The organism is Aurantiacibacter flavus (assembly GCF_039710615.1).
Taxonomy (GTDB): domain Bacteria; phylum Pseudomonadota; class Alphaproteobacteria; order Sphingomonadales; family Sphingomonadaceae; genus Alteraurantiacibacter; species Alteraurantiacibacter flavus.
Map to the genome: position 1 here is coordinate 354475 of NZ_JBDLBR010000003.1, position 12739 is coordinate 367213.

A 12739-nucleotide genomic window follows, 5' to 3' on the forward strand; every position below is an offset into this window, starting at 1 on the left:
ATTGGTGGCTCCTATTCAGCAGAGGGAGTGCGCGGATCTTGCGTGGCATCGGCGACCACCTTGCGCGCAGGGCGCAGGGCGGAGAGCCGATCACCCAGCGCGCGGCACACGACATAGAAAGTGGGGGTGAAGACGAGCCCGAAGCCGGTCACGCCGAGCATTCCGAAGCACACCGCCGTGCCCAGCGCCTGCCGCAGTTCGGCGCCCGCTCCGGTGGCGATCACCAGCGGCACCGCCCCGAGGATGAAGGCGAAGCTCGTCATCAGGATCGGGCGCAAGCGGGTGCGTGCGGCCTGGACTGCGGCCTCGATCGGGGAGAGGCCGTCGCGCTCCTCGCCCTGGCGCGCAAACTCGACGATCAGAATCGCGTTCTTGGCCGCCAGTGCGATCAGCACGATCAGGCCGATCTGCGTGAGCACGTTGTTGTCCATGCCCCGAAGGTTGATGCCCACCATGGCGGCAAGGATGCACATCGGCACGATCAGGATGATCGCCAGCGGCATCACCAGGCTTTCGTATTGCGCGGCGAGCACGAGGAACACGAGCAACACGGCAAGCGCGAAAACGTAGATCGCAGTGTTGCCCGCTGTATCCTGCTGGTAAGCGATACCGGTCCATTCGGTGTCGAACCCGGCGGGAAGGTTGGCAGATGCCACTTCTTCCATCGTCACCAGCGATTGCCCCGTGGAGAAGCCGGGGGCAGTGTCGCCATCCACCGCCACGGCGGGGGCGAGGTTGTAGCGCGTCACGCGATAGGGGCCGGTGGTGTCGCTGAAGGTGGCGAGTGAGCCCAGCGGCACCATCGAGCCGTTCGACGAGCGCGTGTAGAGCCCGGCGATATCGCTTGCCTGATCGCGGAACGGAGCGTCGGCCTGAGCGGTGACGCGATAGGTCCGCCCGAGCAGGTTGAACTCGTTGATGAAGGCGCTGCCGAGGTAGACCTGCAGCGTCTCGAAGATGCTGGAGGGGGCAACGCCGAGCACCTGCGCCTTGTCGCGGTCGATATCGGCCTTCACGCGCGGCGTGCCGGTGTCGAAGAAGGTATAGACCCCGGCGAGGCCTTCCTTCGTGTTGGCCTGACCGATCACGGCATAGGACGCCTCTTGCAGGGCCTTGTAGCCCTGGCCGTTGCGGTCCTGGATCATCATCCGGAAGCCGCCTGCCGAACCGATCCCTCGGATCACCGGCGGTTTCACGATCATCAGCCTTGCGCCGGTGATGTCGGCGGTGGCGGCCTGGGCCTCGGCCATCAGCGCGTCGATGGTCTGGCCCTTGGCGGCGCGCTCCTTGAAGTCGTCGAGCACCCAGTAGGCGGCGGCCGCGCTGGCGCTTTGCGTTTCGGAGGTGCCGTCGAAGCCCGACAGCATGACCGAGTTGCTGATTCCGTCTATCGGCAGCACCCGCTCGGCGACCTGCTGCATCACCTCGTCGGTGCGGGTGGTGGCGCTGCCCGGGGGAAGCTGGATCACGGTGAAGAAGTAGCCCTGATCCTGCTGCGGCACGAAGCCGGTTGGCGTCCACACCAGTGCGCCTGCGGTGAGCGCGATCAGGACGCCGTAGATCGCCATCATCCGGCGCGGCATGCGCACCAGCTTGGCGGTCCAGCCCGCATAGCGGTCGCTGAAGCGCTCGAAGGCTTCGTTGAACTTTTCGCCCGCGCGCTCGATGCCTCGGCGCCAGCGCGGCGCACTTTCGGGCAGGTGTTCGTGGCGTCGCAGCAGGACCGCCGACAGCGCGGGGCTGAGCGTTAGCGACACCACCAGTGAAATCACGGTCGCGGCCGAGATCGTCACCGCGAACTGCTGGTAAAATGCGCCCGAGAGCCCACCGATGAACAGCGTGGGTACGAACACCGCGCAGAGCACCAGCACGATGGCGATCAGCGCGCCGCCGACCTCGTCCATCGACTTTCGCGCGGCGGCGAGGGGGGCTAGGCCTTCCTCCAGATTGCGCTCGACGTTCTCGACCACCACGATGGCGTCATCAACCACGATGCCGATGGCGAGCACCAGTCCGAACAGCGAGAGGTTGTTGAGCGAATAGCCGAGCATCGCGAGCACCGCGAAGGTGCCCACCAGCGAAACCGGGATGGCGAGCACCGGGATCAGCGATGCGCGCGCCTTCTGCAGGAAAGCGACGATCACCAGCACCACGAGGATCACGGCCTCGAACAGCGTGTCGACCACGGCGTCGATGCTCTCGGCGATGAACTCGGTGGGGTTGTAGACGATGCGGTATTCGAGCCCTTGCGGAAAATCGGCCGCAAGCGTTTCCATCTCGGCCTTGATCGCCTCGGCTGAGGCAAGCGCATTCGAGCCGGGTTGCTGGAGGACCGGGATAATGACCGAGTTTTTCTGGCCGAGATAGGCCGAGGTCGCATAGTCCTGCGCGCCGATCTCGACGCGGGCAACGTCGCGCACGCGCACCTGCCTGCCCTGATCGTCGGTGCGGATTACGACGTTTTCGAACTGCGTCGGATCGGTGAAGCGACCCTGCGTCTCGACGTTGAGCTGGAAGGCGCTGCCGGGGCTGGGCTGCTGGCCGAGTGTGCCCGCCGCGACCTGCACGTTCTGGTTGCGCAGCGCCTGTACGATATCGCCCGCTGTGAGGTTCAGCGCGGCGGCGCGGCCGGGGTCGATCCACACGCGCATCGCAAGTTCGCGCTGCCCGAACAGCTGGACGTCGCCCACACCCTCGATCCGCTGCAGGCGGTCGCGGATGCGGGTCTGTGCATAGTTTGACATGTATTCGCGGCTGAGCGACCCATCGGGCGAGATCAGGTTGACGATCAGCAGGAAGTCAGGCGTGGTCTTCTTGGTCACCACACCAAGCCGCTGCACCTCTTCCGGCAGCCGGGGTTCGGCGATGGCCACGCGGTTCTGCACCAGCACCTGGGCCTCGTCGAGGTCGGTGCCCGGCTCGAAAGTGACGGTGATCGTCACCCGCCCGTCGCCGGTCGACTGGCTCGACAGGTAAAGCATCCCGTCGACCCCGTTGATCTCCTGCTCGATCGGATTGGCGACGGTGTCAGCCACCGTTTCCGCCGAGGCACCGGGATAGACTGCGTTGACCGTCACCGTGGGCGGCACGACCTCCGGGTACTGGCTGACAGGCAGGAAGAAGTAGGAGATCGCGCCCACCAGCGTGATGATCACGGCGATCACGGCGGCAAAGATGGGGCGGTCGATGAAGAAGCGGGACAGGCGCATGGAGGCCTCCGTCGGATGAAGGTGTTCGGGTGTCGGCGATGGAAGGGCGCGAAGCAGCCGGCTAGCGCGCGATGGTGGCAGACCCGGCGGGGATGGTAGGAGCCTCGGAGGCTGGCGGCGCCTTGGGCGGCTCGATGCGCGTTCGTTGCGCGCGCACCTTGCTGCCCGGCATGGCCATCTGCACTCCGCTGATGACGACCTTGTCGCCCGGCGCAATGCCCGAATGGATCACCCGCAGGCCATCGACGAGCGGGCCGAGATCGACTTCCTTGGCCGCAACAGTGCCCTCACCGTCAACCACCAGCAGCAGCTTGCGCGTCTGGTCGGTGGTCACGGCAGTATCGGGCACCAGCAAGGCCTGCTCTGTCCCGCCGGTGGCCATGCGCATGTTGCCGAAGAGGCCGGGGGTGAGGAAATCCTCGCCATTTCTTACAATTGCGCGGGCCCGGATCGTGCCTGAGTTCTGGTCGATGGCATTGTCGGTAAAGTCGAGCGTGCCGTGCCAGCGATAGTCGCTCTCGTCGGCGAGGCGGATTTCTACCGGCGTTCCGCCTGCCAGTCCCTCGCGGCGAGCTTTGAGGAAAATGGCTTCCGAGCCTTCGAAGCTGAAGTAGATCGGATCGACCGCGTTGATCGTTGTAAGCAGCGTGGCCGCACCGCCAGCGCCGGCAGCGACGAGATTGCCCGCATCGACGCGGCGATCGGATAGGCGGCCGGAGATCGGTGCGCGTACGGTGGTGAACTCGACATCGAGGCTGCGTGAGCGCACCTGGGCCTGAGCTGCGGCCAGCGCGGCCTCATTGGCGCGAACTTCCGCTACGAGCCGGTCGATCTCGGTGGCGGCCACGCCGTCGATCTCAACCAGCCGCTGAGCGCGGGCCAGGTTGCTTCGCGACAATGCGAGCGCGGTAGAGGCGCTGGCTACACTGGCCTGAGCCTCGGCCAGAGCAGCGCGATAGGAACGCGGATCGATCGTGAAGAGCGGCGCGCCCTTGCGGACGTACTGGCCATCGGTGAAGTGGATTGCGGTCACCTGCCCGGAGACTTGCGGGCGTACTTCGACGCTGCGGCTGGCCTCGAAGCGGCCGATGAACTCGTCCCACTCGGTAACCTCCCGCTGTAATGGCGAAGCGACCTCGACCACCGGTAATGCGGGAGCCGCAGCGGGGGTTTCGGACCCTGCAAGCAACCACCATCCCGCCAGCGCGATCACCGGTACCCCAGCGAGCGCCCACAGGCGGCGCGACGAGCGTGGCGAAGCGACTTTGGTCGGCTCATCCTGCAGCTGGTCGACGGAGGGAAGGTCGGCGGGTGAGGCTTCGTCCCGTGATGAATAGGCGTCGTGCTCGCGTTGGTCGTCGCGGGCATCAAAGGGCGTATCGAACATGACTTTTCCCCTTCGCACCCGGTCGAGGGCGCAAGTCGTTGTTGCCGGAAGCGCGGTGCGTCCAGGATGAGGTGATCGAATCTACGGCCGAGGGCGGCACACCGAGGCGCATGACCCCAATGCACTGGCAGACGACACCCGAAGGAGAGCCTGTCAGCTTTCTATACCGCTAAGTATGTAATCTCGCGTTCAGGTCAAGAACTATTTCTGTATCGCCCGGTATTTTTTTGCGCGATGCAGCAATCGGACCGTTACCGTGACGGCCACATCGCCATTGTGGCGTCGGCCACTTGTCGCAGTTCGTCGAGCGAAAGACCTGCTTGTGCCTGGACCGAAAGGCCCCGCAGCACGGTCATGAGATACTGGGTTGTCACTTCGGCATCGGTGCCGGCGGGAAATTCTCCGGCATCAATCCCGCTCTGCATCCGGGCGACCAGTGCTTTGCGGCTATCGCGACCGATGCGATCGAGATGATTGCGGATCGATTGGTCTTCGGTGCCGCAGGTTATCGTGGCGATCACCCCCATGCAGCCGCGACACTCGCCTTCAGAGATCGTCGCGATTGCGCCTGCCAGGAGGTTGGCCGCCACTTCGCGCGCGGTGGGCGCGGAAAGTGCCTCGCCGATGTAGGCGAGCTTTTCGCGTTCGTAGAGATCCAGCGCGCTCTTGAAGAGGTTTTCCTTGTTGCCGAACGCGGCGTAGAGGCTTGGCCGGGTGATCCCCATGGCTTCGGTCAGATCGGTCAGCGAGGCGCTCTCGTAACCCTTGGTCCAGAACACGCGCAGCGCAGCGGCAAGCGCCACCTCGGTATCGAATTCGCGCGGGCGGCCTCGAGTTGCAACTTTTTCCATATCACTCGGTATAGAATTTCTCCGCAGCCTTTTCAACCCTTTGCACCGTGCCTGTTGCCTATGCCCGGACCGGCTGGAATGGCTGAAATCCGCCAAATTATTGATAGAGTCAAAAAGGCTTTATTTTGATTTTGTCAAATGTATGCTGCGACTCGCGCTGACCAAGGCCCGGCAGCGTAGGGGCAACCCGATAACAACCAAATCAGGGCCGGATAAATGGGGGAGAATCCATGGCGTATCGCAATTCTGCGTGGCGTGGCGCGTGCCTGCTTGCCACATGTGCAGTCGCAGGTCTGTCAGCGCCGGCGCTTGGCCAGGCAACATCGGACGGAGCATCGAGCGAGCAACCGACCTTCGGCACAGCCATCGTCGTGACCGCCGAGCGGCGCGCGACCAACCTGCAGGACACACCGCTGTCGATCGTCGCGGTGACCGAAGAATCGATCGAAGCCAAGGGCATAGAGAACCTGCAGGATCTCGCGACCTTCACGCCCAATCTCAACATTACCGGCGGGCGCGGTTCGAGCAACTCGAACCCGCAGTTCTCGATCCGCGGTGTTTCCGGCGGCGGCGGCGCGGCTGGCGAGCGCGGAGTCGGGCTCTATCTCGACGGTATCTATATCCCGCGCACCAACGGTTCGGTCCTGCGCGTGCTCGATATCGACCGGGTAGAGGTGCTGCGCGGCCCGCAGGGCACGCTGTTCGGTCGTAACTCGACCGGCGGCGCGATCCGCTATTTCACCAAGCGGCCCGAATTCGGCATGACCAGCGGCTATGTCCGTACGACCGTGGCCAATATGGACCGGGCCGAGGTCGTGGGTGCACTTAACCTACCGCTTGGCGACGATGCCGCGATGCGGGTTCAGGGCGCGCGGCTGGTTCAGGGCGGCTGGGTCCAGCGCGGGACGCAAGACCTCGGGCGCAGCGAAGACTATATCGGCAGGGTCGACCTGCGGGTCCAGCCCAGCTCCGATCTGATGATCGACCTCGGCTTCATCTATTCGGATTCCGAGGGGACAAGCTCGCCGCAGGTGTTCGAGGAATTCGACATGCGGCCGGGCATTGGCGAGGGCTTCTGGGAAGGCAACTATGCCGACTGGGTCGGCGATGCACTTATCGCCGACGGTCAGGAGCGGCTGGCGGCCTATAACGATCCTCGCCTGGTGGCGGGCGATTTCACCGCGCCGAACATCTGCCTGATGGACGATTTTGATCCCGACTGGGACGAGGCTTGCGAGCAGTACACCAACACGACCTATTATCAGGGCAGCGCGAACATCGTTTACGACCTGTCTGCGACGGCTTCGATCACCAGCACCACAGGCGTTTCGCGATTGGAGAACGAGAGCCGGGTCGACTGGCAGTTCCTCGGCACCGAGCAGCGCGACGTGGCGATCGAATCGTCGGTGTTCTATCAGGAGCTTCAGCTTAATGCCGAGCTGTTCAGGGGCGCGGTCGATTTGGTGTTCGGGGGCAGCTACTTCCACGAGAAGTCGTTCAGCGATGGCGAGGTCAACACCCGGCGCGGCACCAGCGATGTGCCGCGCGGCGGGCCCTTTGCCAATCAACTGCGCCCCAACGGGAACGCTGATGCAGGCCTGTTCCACCGCGATGATATCGAAACCACCCAGAAGTCGGATTCGATCGGCATCTTCGCCAGCGCGACTTGGCATATCACCGACCGGCTGAACTTCACCGGCGGGTTGCGCTATGCTCACGATTACAAGGACTACGAAGAAACCGAGTATCCTTCGGCCGACTTCACGCCCGTCCCGGGGACCGGTTCCACTACGGTTTGGAGCGACCATAGTTGGGACGAGATCGACTGGCGAGCATCGATCGATTATCATCTGACCAATCGGTGGATGTGGTACGCCACCGTCTCGAAGGCTTACAAGGCGGGCTCCTATAGCGGGGTCGGCATCGCTTCCGGCGTGGAAGGAGAGCTCCAGAGCGGCGATTTCCTCCAACCGATCGATCCAGAACGCGTGGTCAGTTACGAGACCGGAATGCGCATCGAAGCCTTCGGTGGCCGCCTGCGCTTCAATCCGACCGCGTTTTACATGCAGTGGACGAACCGTCAGGCAGCACGCCAGGTGCAGTGCAGCGGCGAGCCGAATTGCCCCGTTCCGCCGGGGTTCCGGGTCGAGGTGTCCAACACCGGCGACATCGACATCTTCGGTGTCGAGCTGGATGCCCAGGCCTATCTTACCGAGGACTTCTGGTTTGACGGATCGTTCGGCTACACCGGTTATGATCTGTTGAACGAATCTGCCAACGGTGGGCCGAACCTCTATCCCGAGCCGCCGGAGTTTACCTACAATATCGGGGCGAACTATTCGGCCGATATCGGGCCGGGCCAGCTGACGCTGAACGCCAGCTATGCCTACACCTCCGATCAGGCGACCCACCCGTCGGAAACCGGCGATTCGGCCTATCGGCTGCCGGCGATCGAACTGGTTAACGCGCGCATTCGCTTCCAGCCGCATGATGTGCCGGTTTCGATCAGTGTGTTTGCGAACAACCTGTTCGACAACACCTACGCAACCTACGCTACCCGCTTCGGAGGCGGCTACTGGGATCGCGGCGGGCCGACGAGGATCCAAATCCCCCTTTCCGCCCCCGAGCGCTCGGCGCTGTTCGTGGTGCGCGGAAAGCCGCGCGAGGTTGGCCTGACTCTGCAGTACGACTTCTGATCCAGCGCTGCCGGGGGCGCGGCCATGACTTGGCGCCTCCGGCAAAGCACAGTTTATTGACTTTATCAAAAAGGTGTCTTACAAGGATGCCAACAATGTCACGGGAGAGACCTTTGATCCGCAATCAGCCCCTCGCTGTCCGCCTGCTTGCGACTGCGCTGGCCGTCGGCGTGGCCTCGTCTGCGCTGGCGCAGGACGAAGCCACTCCCGTTCAGCCCGAGGTGACGGTGGAATATGTTCCGCTCTCGCCCGAGCGGCTCGATGCCATGGTACCCAAGCATCCCGGTTATCTCGGCGCGCTGGCCCCGGAAAACCTTGCCAAGGAGCGTCCGGCCCCGCCGTTCGACCTCACCGGCACCTGGTTCATCGACCTGTCCGAAGGCTTCTCGCATTTCCTGTTTGGCCCGCCCTATCCGCGGTTCGGGCCCGAAGGGATCGAGGCGCTGATCGAAGCGCCCAAAGCGCAGGCGCGCAACGAAACCTATCGCGATGCAATCGGCCAGTGTTACCCGCCGGGCATGCCGATGATCATGACGCGCGTGTGGCCGCATGCCTTCATCCAGCTGCCCACCGCGATTTACATGATTTCCGGCTTCAACAATTCGGTCCGCACGATCTTCCTCGACGGGCGCGAGTTCTCCGATCCCGATTTCGTCGTGCCCGGCTACAACGGCGAAAGCATCGGCCACTTCGAGGGCGATACCCTGGTGGTTCACACCAAGTATCTCGAACCCTCCAACCATTACATCGATCGCGGCATTCCGATTTCCGACCAGTTCGAGATCATCGAGCGCATCCGCCTGATCGATGGCGGCACGGTGATGGAGGTCGAGTACACGCTGATCGACCCGCTGATGTGGGAAGGCGAGTGGACCTCCAGCAAGCGCTTCAAGCGGCAGGACTACACCGACATCAACGAAAGCAACTGCATCCTCGCCTACAACGAGAACCTGCCCGGCACCGAACTCGGTAGCGAGGTCGCGGAGGAGCGGGGCCAAAGCGAAATCGAAGGAACAGCTAATGACTGACAAGCTCACGCTGGCCGCTTGCGCCAGTGCGGCCCTGGCCGCGGTGGCGATTGGCGTGTCCGCCCCACCGGCGGCACTGGCGCACCACAGCTTCGCCATGTTCGATCAGCGCAAGGTGATGACGCTGGAGGGCACGGTCCACGAATTCCAGTGGACCAACCCGCATGCCTTCATCGAGCTGGACACGCGCAACGCGCAGGGCCGCCCAATTCGCTACTCGATCGAGTTGAACAGTCCGAACAACCTCACCCGGCAGGGCTGGCGGCGCACATCGCTGCGTCCGGGTGAAACGATCAGCCTGCGCATGGCACCGCTGCGCAACGGCAGCCCCGGCGGGCTGTTTCTCGATCTCACAAAGTCTGATGGCACCGTGCTCGATTCCGGCCTGCCGAAGAACGGCTCGGCCGTGAACGTGCCGCAGCTCTGATCCAAGGGAAACCGGTCATGAAAAAGTATGCAATGCTTCTACCGCTTGCCGCCCCGCTGCTGGCGCTCGGCGCGCTTGCGCCCGCGGCGATCCCGGCCAGCGCGCACCACTCCTATTCGATGTTCGACATGCAGAAGACCATCGTGCTCGATGCCACGGTCACCCAGTTCCGCTGGCAGAACCCCCATGCCTTCATCGCCATCGAGGTGGAGGAAAACGGCACGCCGCAGCGTTGGTCTATCGAAATGACCAGCCCCAACAATCTGGTGCAGAGCGGCTGGCGTCGCACCTCGCTTCGCACCGGCGACAAGATCCGTCTGTGGGTCCACCCGCTGCGCTCGGGCGCGCGCGGGGCGAGCTATGTCGGCGTGCGCCTGCCCGATGGCAGCACGCTGGGAGAGGTCGGCTGATGGCCACATGGCCGCAGCCTGCGGGAGGGACATACCCATGAATATTCGCCGCGCTGCGCTGGCAGCCTGCATCGCCCTCATTCTGGTCCAACCCGCATCGGCTCAGCTGGGCGTTATGCCCGGATCGCCCGTTCCCGAAGGATTGAGCGAGGGCGAGGGAGCGCCCTATCCCAAGGGCAACTATGCCGCGCTTGACGAGCTGCCCGACTGGGGCGGGATCTGGTTTCTCCAGCGCCGCGCGCCCGGCAGCGGGCCGCCGCCGCAGCCGGTGCTCAAGGGCGAGTATGACGAGGCGCGCGAAGCCTGGCGGGCCGAAGTGGCTGCCAACAACGGGGTGGAGCGGCTCGACCGTTCGAACTGCTCGCCGCCGGGGCTGCCGCGAATCATGCAGCTGCCGCAGTATCCCTATGAATTCCTGTTCACGCCGGGCCGCGTCACTATCAACCAGGAAGCCTGGATGCAGACGCGCACAATCTGGACCGACGGGCGCGAGCATCCCGAAGACCCCGATCCCACCTACCACGGCCATTCGATCGGCCATTGGGAGGATGGCGCACTGGTGGTCGACACCATCGGCATTTCCGACCGGCTCGAAGTGGGTGACGGCGGCCGCCATTCGGACAAGTTCCATCTTACCGAGCGGATCTATCTCTCCCCCGACAGTCCCGATCTCCTAATCAACGAAATGCGCATGGAAGACCCGCTGGCCTTTGCAGAGCCTTTTGAGGTCACGGTCAGTTACCGGCGTGATCGCAACGGGACGCTGATCGAGTTCCAATGCTCCGAAAACGACCGTAATCCGGTCGATGAGAATGGTAACACGCTTTATCTGTAAACGGCGCGTGTGCCGGGGTTCTGGGCGTTGCGCTGCAGCATTCGCTCATCTAGCTGTTATTCGATGAACGAAGTGACTTCCCAATCCGTCAACGTTTCCGGTCCGACCGAGCCTTCCGTCGACGTGGGCGACCACGAGCGAGGCGGTCGCTCCGCCATCATGCGCGAGTTGACCTCGATGCGCATGATCAAGCTTTACAGCCTGCTGCGGCGTTCGGGCACGCTCGCGCGACGGCGCCAATTCGGGATGAACGAGACCGACTGGTGGATTGTTGCCCAGGTTGGCGAACATGCGCCGCTCTCGCTCAATGGTCTTGCCGAACGGCTGGGGCAGGATCGCGGGCAGCTAAGCCGCGCGGTGAAGAGCCTTGTCCAGCGAGGCCTGCTCAAGCGCGAGCGCAAGCCCGGCGGCCCCGAAATCGAAATCGGTCTGGCACCCGAAGGGCAGCGAATCCACCGCGACATGATCGAACTCGCCATCGAACGCGATAGCGAGCTGACCGAGGGGTTCGCTGCCGAATCGCTCGAAGTGCTGCGCGAGCTTGTCGAAGAGATGATCGTTCGGGCGGAGGCGATGCTGGCCGAGGAGAAGCGGCTGACCGCGCTCGAAGCCGAGCGCGCCGACGGCTAGAGTCTGATGACATTAGTCTGATCCACCTTGCTCCCCTCCCCTTGGGGAGGGGCTTTGCGGGTCAATGCTATGTCATCACACCCTAGACCGGCAGGCCGACGTAGTTTTCGGCAATGCTGGTCTGTGCCGCGCGGCTGGAGGCGATATAGTCCAGCTCTGCCACCTGCATCGCGCGTTCGAACGGACCATCCTCTGGGAAGCGGTGCATCAGCTTGGTCAGTGTCCAGCTAAACCGTTCGGACTTCCACACCCGCGCCAGCGCCGTATCCGAATAGGCCACGATGCCCTCATTGCTGGACTTGGTGAAGAAGGTGCTCAGCGCGGCAGCGGCATAGTGCACGTCGCTGGCGGCGAGGTTCAGGCCCTTGGCCCCGGTCGGCGGCACGATATGCGCGCTGTCACCGCAAAGTAGCAGGGAGCCGTGACGCATTGGCGCGAAGACGTAGGAGCGCAGCGGCGCGATACTCTTCTCCAGCGCCGGGCCGCGGGTGATGTGGGCGGCGGCATCGGGGCCAAGCCGGATCGCCAGCTCGTCCCACAACCGGTCGTCGCTCCATTCCTCGACCTTGTCGGTCAGCGGCACGTCGACATAGTAGCGGCTGCGCGTGTTCGAGCGCATCGAGGCAAGCGCGAAGCCACGTTCGTGGTTGGCGTAGATAAGCTCGTGATTGCACGGCGGCACATCGGCCAGAATGCCGAGCCAGCCGAACGGATAGACGCGCTCGAATTCCTTGCCCACGCTGGCCGGGATGGCCTGGCGGCTGGGTCCGTGGAAGCCGTCGCACCCGACGATGAAGCGTGCATCGACGCGGTGCTCTGCGCCGTCCTTGGTGTAGGTGACATAGGGTGCATCGCCTTCAAGCTCATGCAGGGCCGCATCGGATGCCTCGTAGATCACCTCGAGCCCGCGTTCGGGGGCGGCGTCCATCAGGTCCCGGGTCAGCTCGGTCTGGCCGTAGACCATCACACGCTTACCCACGAGTTCGGCCATGTCGATGTGGATCAGCCGCTCGCCGTCGGCAAGGTTGACGCCGTCGTGCCACAGGCCTTCGGCCTTCATCCTCGTGTCGAGCCCGAGCCGCTCCATCAGGTCGACCGTGATCGTCTCCAGCACGCCCGCGCGGATGCGGCCGAGCACATAGTCGGGCGTCTGGCGCTCGAGTACCACGCAATCGACGCCCTCGGCGCGCAGCAGGTGGCCGAGCAGCAGGCCGGCGGGACCGGCACCGATGATGCAGACTTGCGTTTTCATGATCGAGGGCATCC

10 protein-coding genes are annotated in these 12739 nt (G+C 63.9%); 6 read left to right on the forward strand and 4 right to left on the reverse strand.

The window, feature by feature from the left end; genetic code table 11:
• Positions 1 to 11: 11 nt before the first annotated feature.
• The 3 genes from ABDJ38_RS10805 to ABDJ38_RS10815 all read right to left on the reverse strand — a co-directional run bounded on the left by ABDJ38_RS10805 (position 12) and on the right by ABDJ38_RS10815 (position 5447).
• Entirely contained in the window at positions 12 to 3209 is a 3198-nt protein-coding gene (locus tag ABDJ38_RS10805; RefSeq protein WP_346785104.1) for an efflux RND transporter permease subunit, read from the reverse strand.
• 61 nt (positions 3210 to 3270) lie between these two features.
• Entirely contained in the window at positions 3271 to 4596 is a 1326-nt protein-coding gene (locus tag ABDJ38_RS10810; protein ID WP_346785105.1) for an efflux RND transporter periplasmic adaptor subunit, read from the reverse strand.
• 251 nt (positions 4597 to 4847) lie between these two features.
• Positions 4848 to 5447, reverse strand: a complete 600-nt coding sequence (locus tag ABDJ38_RS10815) for a TetR/AcrR family transcriptional regulator (protein ID WP_346785106.1) — start codon at positions 5445 to 5447, stop codon at positions 4848 to 4850.
• Positions 5448 to 5677: 230 nt separating this feature from the next.
• Between ABDJ38_RS10815 and ABDJ38_RS10820 the strand changes: the two genes are divergently transcribed.
• From ABDJ38_RS10820 to ABDJ38_RS10845, 6 genes are all read left to right on the forward strand, one after another.
• Entirely contained in the window at positions 5678 to 8143 is a 2466-nt protein-coding gene (locus ABDJ38_RS10820; protein WP_346785107.1) for a TonB-dependent receptor, read from the forward strand.
• A 113-nt stretch (positions 8144 to 8256) separates the two neighbouring features.
• Positions 8257 to 9171: a hypothetical protein gene (locus ABDJ38_RS10825; protein WP_346785108.1), complete on the forward strand. Its 915-nt coding sequence runs from the start codon at positions 8257 to 8259 to the stop codon at positions 9169 to 9171.
• On the forward strand, positions 9164 to 9598 hold the full coding sequence (locus tag ABDJ38_RS10830) for a DUF6152 family protein (protein ID WP_346785109.1): 435 nt from the start codon (positions 9164 to 9166) through the stop codon (positions 9596 to 9598). Before ABDJ38_RS10825 ends, ABDJ38_RS10830 begins: the two co-directional genes overlap by 8 nt.
• A 17-nt stretch (positions 9599 to 9615) precedes the next feature.
• A complete protein-coding gene (locus ABDJ38_RS10835) occupies positions 9616 to 10008 on the forward strand; it encodes a DUF6152 family protein (protein ID WP_346785110.1) in 393 nt (130 codons plus the stop codon).
• 37 nt (positions 10009 to 10045) lie between these two features.
• Positions 10046 to 10843, forward strand: coding sequence for a hypothetical protein (locus tag ABDJ38_RS10840; protein ID WP_346785111.1), 798 nt, complete (start codon positions 10046 to 10048; stop codon positions 10841 to 10843).
• A gap of 63 nt (positions 10844 to 10906) precedes the next feature.
• Positions 10907 to 11473 carry a MarR family winged helix-turn-helix transcriptional regulator gene (locus ABDJ38_RS10845; protein WP_346785112.1) on the forward strand — a complete coding sequence of 189 codons (567 nt, stop codon included), beginning with the start codon at positions 10907 to 10909 and terminating at the stop codon, positions 11471 to 11473.
• 82 nt (positions 11474 to 11555) lie between these two features.
• Here ABDJ38_RS10845 and pobA read toward each other — a convergent pair whose 3' ends face one another.
• Positions 11556 to 12725 carry a 4-hydroxybenzoate 3-monooxygenase gene (pobA, locus tag ABDJ38_RS10850; RefSeq protein WP_346785113.1) on the reverse strand — a complete coding sequence of 390 codons (1170 nt, stop codon included), beginning with the start codon at positions 12723 to 12725 and terminating at the stop codon, positions 11556 to 11558.
• Between the last annotated feature and the right edge of the window lie 14 nt (positions 12726 to 12739).